Raw genomic sequence first — 10,837 nt, forward strand, 5'->3', positions numbered from 1 at the left:
TCCTTTGGCCAATAAGGGGCTTCCGGCTCTTCTTCGGCATTGAGGTGGTAAAGATTGCCGAAGAATTCGTCGAAGCCGTGATTGGTCGGCAGATATTCGTCCTTGTCGCCAAGGTGGTTCTTGCCGAATTGCCCCGTGGCATAACCCAAAGGCTTGAGTGCTTGAGCGATCGTGATGTCACCTGGCTGCAGGCCAACGGGAGCGCCGGGAGCGCCGACCTTGCACAAGCCCGTCCGCAGGCACGTCTGCCCGGTAATGAATGTCGAGCGCCCCGCCGTGCAGCTGTTTTCGGCATAATAATCCGTGAACATCATGCCTTCCTTGGCGATGCGGTCGATGTTCGGAGTTTTGTATCCCACCAAGCCCATGGAATAGGCTGAGATGTTGGTCTGGCCGATGTCGTCGCCGAAGATGACGAGGATGTTGGGTTTTTGCGCGTCCTGCGCGCTGGCGGATGAAACCGCCCCGATGGCCAAACAACTGGCCGCAGCGATCATCGCCGCCCTCAAGATACTTCCCTTCCGCATAGTCATACTCCTGAGCGAAATCAGTTGGAACGAACCGGTGCTTTCAAGACGGGGGTGTCCGCCAAAATGTCGGCGGACTTTGTGCCGGACCTCCTTTCGGCACAGTCACTGTATTGGCGCACTTCACGCAAGGGAAGACGGAACGTATCAGGAATGTATTGGTCGGCGCCAAAGCTTACGCATTGTAAATAAACTGATAATCCGATGGTCTTTTTCGGTCCATGTATGAGATTGTATTAGTATCAACGAGTGCTAACAGAAACGGCATTCGGTTTCGCTCTGGAGGATTGGAGAAAACGCATATAGCATCACAGATGAGCAGTTCAGACGGAGGCGATTTTGATGACCCCCTCACGCAACTTCTTCCTGCAAACATTCCTGGCACTTCCTCTCCTTTTGCTGGCGCTTGTCTCCAGCGCCCTTGCCCAGGCCGACCCGTTGCCGTCGTGGAAGGACGGCGCGGTGAAGTCGGCGATCACGGATTTCGTCGCCAAGGTGACGAAGGATGGCGGCGCGGATTTCGTAAAACCCGAAGAGCGCATCGCTGTCTTCGACAATGACGGAACGTTGTGGTCGGAGCAGCCAATCTACTTCCAGCTGGCTTTTGYTCTCGACCGCATCAAGGCGATGGCGCCACAGCACCCGGAATGGAAGGACACCGAGCCTTTCAAGTCCGTGCTGGCAGGCGATATAAAAGGGCTCGCCGCATCGGGCGAAAAGGGCCTGATGGAGCTGATGGCGGTAAGCCATTCGGGCATGACCACGGATGAATATGCCGCCATCGTTTCCGATTGGCTGAAAACAGCGCGCCACCCCCGTTTCGATCGCCCCTATGACGAGCTGGTCTACCAACCGCAACTGGAGCTTCTCGACTATCTCCGCGCCAACGACTTCAAGACGTTCATCGTCTCGGGCGGTGGCGTCGAATTCATGCGCGGCTTCGCTGAAAAGGCCTATGGCATTCCTCCCGAACAGGTCATCGGATCAGCCGGGGTGACGAAGTTCGAATTGCGCGACGGCAAGCCGGTTCTGGTCAAGGAGCCCAAGGTCGAGTTCATCGACGACGGCCCTGGCAAGCCTTCGGGCATCAACAATTTCATCGGCCGCCGTCCCATCCTCGCCTTTGGCAATTCGGATGGCGACCAGCAGATGCTGGAATGGACGGCGGCCGGCGACGGCGCGCGCTTCATCGGCATCGTCCACCACACCGACGCCGACCGCGAATGGGCTTATGACCGGCAGTCGCATATCGGCAAGCTCGACAAGGCGCTCGACGAAGGCACAGCCAAGGGCTGGACGATCGTCGACATGAAGAGCGACTGGCTCACCATTTATCCGCCGGCAAAATAGCGGCGAGTTCCCGTTCAGCATCAGAGGCAACCGACATGCTGCCAGCCGAAATCGTCAAGGCATTTCGGGTGAAGAAAGGCCGGAAGTTCCATCTTGCGGATTTCGACCCGGGCGACACATGTGGCCTGGACATCGAAAAGGACGACGCCAAGGAGCTGCTGGAAGCCGGCGTCAAACGCCTGCGCGGGCTTCAGGATCGGCTTTATGCCGAGGGCCGGTGGTCGGTGCTGATCGTCCTGCAGGCCATGGACGCCGCAGGCAAGGACAGCGCCATCGAGCACGTCATGTCCGGGGTCAACCCCCAGGGCTGCGACGTAACCTCGTTCAAGGCGCCGAGTTCGACCGAACTGCGCCACGACTTTCTGTGGCGCTGCGCGGTCAAGCTGCCGGAGCGCGGCCGCGTCGGCATCTTCAACCGCTCCTATTACGAAGAAGTGCTTGTCGCCCGCGTGCACCCAGAAATCCTCGCCGGCCAGAACCTGCCGCCGGAACTTGTGACCGACGACATCTGGAAGGAGCGCTTCGAAGACATCTGCAGCTTCGAAAATCACCTGGCGCGCAACGGCACGGTCGTTCTCAAGTTTTTCCTGAACGTCTCGAAGGACGAGCAGAAACGGCGTTTCGTCGAACGCATCGACGAGCCCGAAAAGAACTGGAAATTCTCCAGCCAGGACCTTGTCGAGCGCCAGAAATGGAGCGCCTACATGGAAGCCTATGAGGACATGATCCGCCACACCGCAACGAAAAGCGCCCCCTGGCATGTGGTCCCGGCCGACAACAAATGGTTCACACGGCTGGTGATCGCGGCAACGATCGTCGACCGACTRGAAAAGCTCGACCCTCAATTCCCGACCGTGGACGACGACGCCAGGCGAGCGATGGAAAAGGCGCGCAAGCAGCTTGCAGACGAGAAATCCCGAGACCCAGAAGCGCGAGCGCAAGGCGGCGAAAAGATCGACACCGCCAAGGCAAGGTGTATGCTGTCACGCGTGCGAAGCCGTTGAAAGAGAAATCGCCATGAACGAAAGCGCAGTCATCGGCAAGGCGGATATGCTGTGGATTCCAGGCGGCACGTTCCGCATGGGCTCGGACAATCACTATGCCGAAGAACGCCCTGCCCACCGCGGCACCGTGGACGGGTTCTTCATGGACAAGACCCCGGTCACCAACCGCCAGTTCCGGCGTTTCGTCGAGGCGACGAACTACACCACCTTCGCCGAGATTCCGCCGAATCCGGCGGACTATCCCGGCGCGCTGCCGCATTTGCTGCAAGCCGGCTCGCTGATCTTTTCGCCACCCAAAGGCCCGGTTGACCTGCGCAACTGGGGGCAGTGGTGGGCCTTCAAATTTGGCGCCAACTGGCGCCGTCCCTACGGCCCGGGCAGCAACATCAAGGGGCTCGACGAGCACCCGGTKGTCCATGTCGCTTATTGTGACGCGGAGGCCTACGCCAAATGGGCGGGCAAGGAGCTGCCGACCGAAGCCGAGTGGGAGTTTGCGGGCCGTGCCGGGCTGGAGGATGCCGAATATGCCTGGGGCGACGAACTCACCCCCGGCGGCAAACACATGGCCAACACCTGGCAAGGCATGTTCCCGCACGAAAACCTCAAGAGCGACGGCTACGACCGCACCTCGCCGGTGACCGCCTTTGCGGCCAACGGCTACGGCCTCTATGACATGATCGGCAATGTCTGGGAGTGGACCAGCGACTTCTGGTCGACCAAGCACACGGAGGATGCGCCGAAGGCCTGCTGCGTGCCGCTAAATCCGCGCGGTGGCCCGATCGAATCGAGCTTCGACCCGAACCAGCCCCGGATCAAGATCCCGCGCAAGGTGCTGAAGGGCGGCTCGCATCTGTGCGCGCCCAACTACTGCCGCCGTTACCGCCCGGCCGCCCGGCACGCCGAGCCGGTCGACACCTCGACCAGCCATGTCAGCTTTCGCTGCGTGCTGCGGCAAAAGCCGGAGTAAGGCCGAGAGGCTTCAGCCGGCTGGGCTGCAAAACCCATTGGAATGCAGGGTTACGAAGGCGCCACCGGCGTTCACTGACTCTGGCCGCCAATTCTTATGACATTTTGATTTCCGTGCCGTTTCGGTCACCTCGAAACCCTATGCGCCGCGACGTATTGGTGTCGCGCAAGCGGCACTCCAGTCGCTGGCGACATCGGGTGGCGGAACGAAAATGTGGCTCAGCGCGATAGATCAAGGATTGCAGTGGTACGACCGATTGCAGGTCTTTTCACAAGGCGACCCGTTCGAGCGCTTCGTTCCGCAGCGGATGAGAACGTCCGGTTTGGAGACTTTCGGCGCAATAGCCATGGTCTTGTCGGTAATCGGCTCCGCCGCCGCGATCCTTGCGAAAATCCTGCTCTGATGCGTCCGCGTGTGGCCTGTGCCACGCGGTGAAAGGGTGCGGCCACCGAAAAGTGGCACCTCGACCACACCTCGCGCGAAATGGACCCACGCTGTCGTGTCTTCGCGAGCGTAGGTGACGCGAGGCGTCGGGAGCGATCGTACGCGCCTCAATCTGCATGCCGCCTTGCCGACCCACCTTGCCGACGTCGAACCGCGGCCACCACACAAAAATGTGGATGGTCTCGGTGGGCCGCTGCTCGCCCGGTCGTCAACAACGCAATTGCCTGGCGCTTTTGCGACCCGATTGCTGCGCCGGTACCCGCTGGAAAATGCGTTTGAATAATAATTCATAGTGTGCATTATTATCAACCAAGGGTCGGGAGCCCTTGTTTGGAGAGGACATCATGAATTTTGTGCGCGCCGTCGTCGTAGCCAGCTCAATGCTTGGAGCCGTGTCCGCGGCCCTGGCCGATGCCAACCCGGCGGTCATTTTCGACCTGGGTGGCAAATATGACAAATCGTTCAACGAGGCGTCGTCTGTTGGAGCCGAAAGGTTTCGCCAGGAAACCGGCATTGCCTACCGCGAATTCGAGCTGCAGTCGGATGCGCAGAGAGAACAGTCCTTGCGGCGCTTCGCCCAGCAAGGGCACAATCCGGTGGTCGTCACCGGCTTCTCGTGGGGACCGGCGGTAAAGGCGGCTGCGCCGGAATACCCTGATACGAAGTTCGTGCTCATCGATTCCGTTGTCGACCTTCCCAACGTGCGGTCGGTGACGTTCAAGGAGCAGGAAGGCTCCTATCTGGTGGGCCTCATGGCCGCCATGGCCTCGAAATCAAACAAGGTTGGCTTTGTCGGCGGGATGGATATTCCGATGATCCGCGCCTTCGCCTGCGGCTACAAGCAGGGCGCCAAAGCGACCAAGGCCGACATCGAGGTGCTTGAGAACATGACCGGAACCACCGGCGCTGCCTGGCGCGACCCTGTGAAGGGCGGCGAGCTGGCCAAGTCGCAGATCGGCCGTGGCGCCGACGTGGTCTACCATGCCGCTGGCGGAACGGGCATTGGCGTGCTGCAGGCGGCTGCGGATGCCGGCGCGCTTGGCATTGGCGTCGACAAGAACCAGAACCATCTGCATCCCGGAAAGGTGCTGACTTCGATGCTCAAGCGCGTCGATGTCGCCGTATATCAGGCCATGATGGACGTTCAGAAAGACGCCTTCACGCCCGGCCTTCAATCGCTCGGCCTGGCCCAGGACGGCGTCGACATTGCCGTGGACGACAACAACAAGGCTCTCATCTCGCCCGAGATGGCTGCGGCTGTCGCAGCGGCCAAAAGCCGGATCGTCTCCGGCGAGACCAAGGTGCACGACTACCGCACTGACGACACCTGCCCGCTCTAAAATTTGAGGCCGTCAGATGGTCAGCAACGAGACAGGGGAGACCGTTTCGGTCTCCCCCGCGATTGAGCTCATTGGCATATCCAAATCGTTCGGTTCTGTTCACGCGAACAAGAACATCTCGATGACGGTGGCCAAAGGGACAATTCACGGAATCGTAGGTGAAAACGGCGCCGGCAAATCGACGTTGATGTCGATCCTGTATGGCTTCTACCAAGCCGACAAGGGCGAGATACAGGTCAACGGCAAACGAGTGGCAATCCGCCACTCCAACGATGCGATCGCGGCCGGAATTGGCATGGTTCATCAGCATTTCATGCTGGTGAAGCCGTTCACGGTGCTGGAAAACATCATTTTGGGCGCCGAAGACGGCGTGCGCTTGCAGCATTCCTACAGCAAGGCGCGGCGGATCTTGAAGGAATTGGCCAGCGAGTACGGTCTCGAAGTCGATCCAGATGCGGTGGCGGGCGATCTTTCTGTCGGGTTGCAGCAAAGGGTCGAGATCCTCAAGGCGCTTTATCGCCAGGCCGAGATCTTGATCCTCGACGAGCCGACGGGTGTCCTGACGCCGGCGGAAGCCGACCATCTGTTTCGGATTCTGCAGGGCCTCAAGGCGCAAGGCAAAACGATCGTGTTCATCACGCACAAGCTGCGCGAGATCATGGCGATCACCGATACGGTCAGCGTCATGCGGCGTGGCGAAATGACCGCGACACATCCGACCGCCGACATGAGCGTGACGAAGCTTGCCGAACTGATGGTTGGGCGCTCCGTCGAATTGAAAGTGCTCAAGCCCGCGGCAAAGCCCGGCAAGGATGTACTTTCCGTCCATGATCTGACGGTCGCAAAAGACGGCGTCGAGCGGCTGAAGTCCGTCTCCTTCAATATTCGTGCTGGCGAGATCCTTGGCGTGGCAGGCGTAGCCGGCAACGGCCAATCCGAACTGCTGGAGATCTTGTGCGGGATGCGCCCGGCGACAAGCGGCGAGGTCCGGCTGAACGGTGCGATCCTCGACGTCTCGCGCGGCGGCCGCGCGGCTGAAAAGCGCCAGAAACGGATCGGCCATGTTCCCGAGGACCGGCACCGCCACGGGCTGGTCATGCCATTCAGCGTTTGGGAGAATGCAAGCTTCGGCTATCACCGCAAGCCTGCATTCACAAAGGGGCTGTTCTCGCGCCCCAGCAAGATGAAACAGGCCGCGCGTGCGCTGATCGAAGCGTTCGACGTTCGGCCAGACGATCCATTCCTGAAAACCGCCAATCTGTCGGGCGGAAACCAGCAAAAGATCGTCCTGGCACGCGAGATCGGACAAAACCCCGACCTGCTGCTGATCGGTCAACCGACGCGAGGGGTGGATATCGGCGCCATCGAATACATTCATCGCGAGATCATTTCGCTGCGCGAGCAGGGCAAGGCGATCCTGCTGGTTTCGGTCGAGCTGGACGAGATTCTCGGCCTGTCGGATCGGGTGATCGTGATGTTCGATGGCCGCATATCGGGTGAACGATCCGTTGACGACACCGATGAAAACGACCTTGGCCTGCTCATGGCTGGCGTGAACCAAAGGGAGAGCTCCCATGCCCCAGCTGCCAAAATGGGCTGATGTGTTTCTGGTTCCGCTGCTGAGCGTGTGTCTGGCGCTCGTCGTGTCGGGCCTCGTCGTGCTGGCGATCGGAGAAGACCCGCTGAAGGCCGTTCGCGTGATGGCCACAGGCGCATTCGGCAACAGCTACAATCTCGGTTTCACCCTCTTTTATTTCACCAATTTCCTTCTCACCGGCCTGGCGGTTGCAGTTGCTTTCCACGCCGCGCAGTTCAACATCGGCGGTGAAGGCCAGGCGATCTTTGCCGGGATCGGTGCCGGGCTTGTGGGACTTTCGCTCGACCAGACCCATTGGCTTATCGTGCTGCCAGCGGGAATTCTGGTTGCGTTCGCCTTTGGTGCGRCATGGGCTGCGATACCCGCTTATCTGCAGGTTCGCCGCGGCAGCCACATCGTCATCACCACGATCATGTTCAACTACATCGCGGCGGGCTTGCTGGTTGCGCTTCTCAGCAACATCCTTAAGCCCATCGGCGCGTCCGCTCCCCAATCCCGTACCTTCGACGACGCCGCTCACCTGCCGCGTATCGATGAAGTGCTGGCCTGGTTTGGCTTTGAAGTACAGCGCATGGAGGGCAACATCATGTTCTTCGTTGCACTGCTGGCTTGCGTCCTGGTTTGGCTGCTGCTGTGGCGAACCCATTTCGGCTACGAGATCCGCGCCTTCGGCCATAGCGAGAAAGCCACCGACTACGCCGGGATATCCAGCTTCCGCATCGTCATGCTTGTCATGCTGATCTCAGGCGGGCTGGCCGGATTGATGGCCACCAATTCCGTCCTGGGGCAGCAGCACGCACTGGTGCTTGGATTTGTCGAAGGCGCGGGTTTCACCGGAATAGCGGTCGCGCTGATGGGACGCTCCCATCCCTTCGGTGTTGCCCTGGCCGCGCTTTTGTTCGGCGCGCTTTACCAAGGTGGCGCGGAACTGGCGTTCGAGATGCCGGCGATCCCCGCGAAGATGATCGTCATCATCCAGGCGTTGATCATCCTGTTTGTCGGCGCGATGGAAAACCTTGTCCGCATCCCGCTCACCCGCCTGTTTGCATTCGCCCAATTCTCGCGGAAGTCGTGATTATGGACGTCGATATCATCATTCAAATTCTTGGTGCGACGCTACGCGTGGCGACGCCAATCCTGCTGGCGTGTCTGGCGGGGCTGTACTCCGAACGTTCCGGCATTGTCGATATCGGTCTGGACGGCAAAATGCTGATCGCTGCCTTTGCGTCCGCGGCGACAGCAGCGCTTGTCGGCAACATCTGGATAGCACTTCTCGTTGCCGTGCTGGCATCTTCGGGGTTTGCGCTCATCCATGGCTTCGCATCGATCACACTGCGCGGCAACCAGCTGATTTCGGGTGTCGCCATCAACATGCTGGCGCTCGGCATCGCCTATTTGCTGGCGCAAACGATATTCGGAACGGGTGGTCAAACGCCTGGCCTCAATGCCGACCAACGCTTCCTGGGCATCGAGTTGCCTTTCCACAATCAGTTGGGCGGCGTTTACCAGCAGGTGATCTCCGGCCAGAGCGTGATCGTCTACCTGGCGCTTGCGCTGGTTCCATTGACCTGGTGGATCTTGTACCGGACACGTTACGGCCTGCGGTTAAGGGCTGTGGGTGATGCACCGAGCGCTGTGGATACGGCCGGCATCAGTGTCACCAGGCTTCGCTATTCGGCCGTCCTGATCGGCGGCGTGCTCTGCGGTGTCGCCGGCACTTATCTTTCCACCGCCCAGGCCGCCGGCTACACGGACGGAATGACGGCGAACCGCGGTTTCATCGCCCTTGCCGCGTTGATCTTTGCGAAGTGGCGCCCATACCCCGCCCTCGGCGCATGCCTGCTGTTCGGCTTTGTCGAGGCCGTGGGTTATCAGATTCATGGAAACGTACACTTCGACAGCCGCGTGCTCGCCGCATTGGTCGAGTTCCTTGAAAGCTCGCTTCCCTACATTTTGACGATCGTAATCCTTGCCGGGTTCGTCGGAAAAGCAACACCGCCCGCTGCGGGCGGTATCCCCTACACAAAGGAACGTTGAAATGAGCACTGAAGAGTCTCTGAAGGTCATCAATGCCCGCTGCGGCAATCCCAAGGTTCGTATCGGCTTCATCCTCGGATCGGGCCTGGGACATCTGACCGAGGCCGTTGACGGCATCGCCATCGACTATACCGACCTGCCCGGCTTCCCCCATGCCAGCGTGTCCGGCCACACCGCCAAGCTTGTCATCGGCAAGCTTGAAGGCGTCGATGTCGCGGTCTTTGGCGGACGCGCGCATTTTTATGAAAAGGGCCAGGCTGACGCGATGCGCGTTCCCCTCGAAGTCCTTGCTGCCCTGGGTGCCGAACAGCTGTTTGCGACGAATGCCTGCGGGTCGTTCTCGACCGACATTCCTCCGGGCGAACTGATGCTGATTTCGGACCACATCAACTTCTCGGGCCGCAGCCCGCTCATCGGCGAGCCGACCGACAAGCGGTTTGTCAATCTCGTCGACGCCTACGATCCCGCGAGCCGCAAAAGGCTGATGGAAATTGCAGCCGCCGAAGGGATCGCGCTGAAGGAAGGCGTCTATTCCTGGTACTCGGGCCCGAACTTCGAGACACCGGCAGAAATTCGCGCGCTGAAAATCCTGGGCGCCGATGCCGTTGGCATGTCCACCGTTCCCGAAGTCATCCTGGCCAGGTTCCTCGGCATGAAGTGCTGTGCCGTGTCGGTCATCACCAACATGGCCGCGGGCCTAGGCACCGAACACATCAGCCACGAGCACACCAAGGCCAGCGCGCCCATCGGCGCGATGAAGCTCGAAAAGCTTATCCGTGGCTTTCTGCGTGGCCTATAAGTAGCTTACGGCATCGCCGTTTGCATTGGCCAAGGGAGACAAGAATGAAAGAAACATCCAGCGACTGGCACCAGTACAATGTGGTCAAGGCTGCCTGGATGTATTTTGTCGGGGGCAAAAGCCAGGCTGAGATCGCAAAAGCACTGAACATGTCTCAGCCCAGCATAAACCGCCTTATCGCCCAGGCGCAGCGCGAGCGGATCGTGCAGGTCTCGGTCAGCCGGCGGCCGAGCGAATGCATCGAACTCGAGATGGCGCTCTGCGCTGAGTTTGGGCTCGACAACTGCGTCGTCGTGCCGGTCGATGCCGCGTCGTCGCGCCGGTTCGAAGACGTTCTTCAACCCGTCAGCAAGATCGCAGCGGCCTACCTGACCTCAGTGCTGTCAGATGCATCGATCAAGCGCATCGGCATCGGCATGGGCAGAACCTTGGCTTGCACTTTTGCCGAGGTGGTTACGATCGAGCGGCCGGACCTGGAGGCGGTGTCGATTTCCGGCTCTCTGACCCGGTCGCTCGCCTCCAACAGAATGGACCCGGTTCAGGTTCTTGCCAGAAACGTTCGCGGAGACATGTACTTCCTGCCGGTTCCCTACCTCGCCAACAGCGTGGAGGAAAAGAACGTTTTCCTGTCCCAGCCTAGCGTTCAGCAATTGTTGGACAAGGCCCGCGCATCGGATCTGTTTGTCGTCGGCATAGGCTCGCTTGGCCGCGAAGACCATTTGTGTGCAAATCAGGTCATCACCGAAGCCGAGTACGAAGCACTGGTTGCCAC

The 10,837-nt window shown here is 60.0% G+C and carries 11 protein-coding genes; 10 read left to right on the top strand and 1 reads right to left on the bottom strand.

The window, feature by feature from the left end:
• A partial coding sequence (locus AC1DUU_RS12055) for a sulfatase-like hydrolase/transferase (protein WP_476783662.1) occupies nt 1-497 on the bottom strand: 497 nt, incomplete at its 3' end.
• 372 nt (nt 498-869) lie between these two features.
• On the opposite strand from AC1DUU_RS12055, the gene AC1DUU_RS12060 reads away from it, so the two are divergent.
• From AC1DUU_RS12060 to AC1DUU_RS12105, 10 genes are all read left to right on the top strand, one after another.
• Nucleotides 870-1,877, top strand: coding sequence for an HAD family hydrolase (locus AC1DUU_RS12060; RefSeq protein WP_476783652.1), 1,008 nt, complete (start codon nt 870-872; stop codon nt 1,875-1,877).
• Between the two features lie 35 nt (nt 1,878-1,912).
• The gene (locus AC1DUU_RS12065) at nt 1,913-2,881 is read left to right on the top strand and encodes a polyphosphate kinase 2 family protein (RefSeq protein ID WP_476783653.1); all 969 of its coding nucleotides are present in this window, start codon (nt 1,913-1,915) and stop codon (nt 2,879-2,881) included.
• A 13-nt stretch (nt 2,882-2,894) separates the two neighbouring features.
• Nucleotides 2,895-3,848, top strand: coding sequence for a formylglycine-generating enzyme family protein (locus AC1DUU_RS12070; protein ID WP_476783654.1), 954 nt, complete (start codon nt 2,895-2,897; stop codon nt 3,846-3,848).
• A 211-nt stretch (nt 3,849-4,059) separates the two neighbouring features.
• Nucleotides 4,060-4,251, top strand: a complete 192-nt coding sequence (locus tag AC1DUU_RS12075) for a hypothetical protein (protein ID WP_476783655.1) — start codon at nt 4,060-4,062, stop codon at nt 4,249-4,251.
• A 385-nt stretch (nt 4,252-4,636) separates the two neighbouring features.
• Nucleotides 4,637-5,632 carry a BMP family lipoprotein gene (locus AC1DUU_RS12080; RefSeq protein ID WP_476783656.1) on the top strand — a complete coding sequence of 332 codons (996 nt, stop codon included), beginning with the start codon at nt 4,637-4,639 and terminating at the stop codon, nt 5,630-5,632.
• A gap of 16 nt (nt 5,633-5,648) precedes the next feature.
• Nucleotides 5,649-7,232 (top strand): ABC transporter ATP-binding protein, encoded by a 1,584-nt coding sequence (locus AC1DUU_RS12085; RefSeq protein WP_476783657.1) that lies wholly within the window; start codon nt 5,649-5,651, stop codon nt 7,230-7,232.
• On the top strand, nt 7,207-8,304 hold the full coding sequence (locus AC1DUU_RS12090) for an ABC transporter permease (RefSeq protein WP_476783658.1): 1,098 nt from the start codon (nt 7,207-7,209) through the stop codon (nt 8,302-8,304). Before AC1DUU_RS12085 ends, AC1DUU_RS12090 begins: the two co-directional genes overlap by 26 nt.
• 2 nt (nt 8,305-8,306) lie before the next feature.
• Nucleotides 8,307-9,266 (top strand): ABC transporter permease, encoded by a 960-nt coding sequence (locus tag AC1DUU_RS12095; protein ID WP_476783659.1) that lies wholly within the window; start codon nt 8,307-8,309, stop codon nt 9,264-9,266.
• A 1-nt stretch (nt 9,267) separates the two neighbouring features.
• Nucleotides 9,268-10,065, top strand: a complete 798-nt coding sequence (locus tag AC1DUU_RS12100; RefSeq protein ID WP_476783660.1) for a purine-nucleoside phosphorylase — start codon at nt 9,268-9,270, stop codon at nt 10,063-10,065.
• 80 nt (nt 10,066-10,145) lie between these two features.
• A partial coding sequence (locus AC1DUU_RS12105; protein ID WP_476783661.1) for a sugar-binding transcriptional regulator occupies nt 10,146-10,837 on the top strand: 692 nt, incomplete at its 3' end.

Source organism: Aminobacter sp. P4_H6_2 (genome assembly GCF_056400805.1).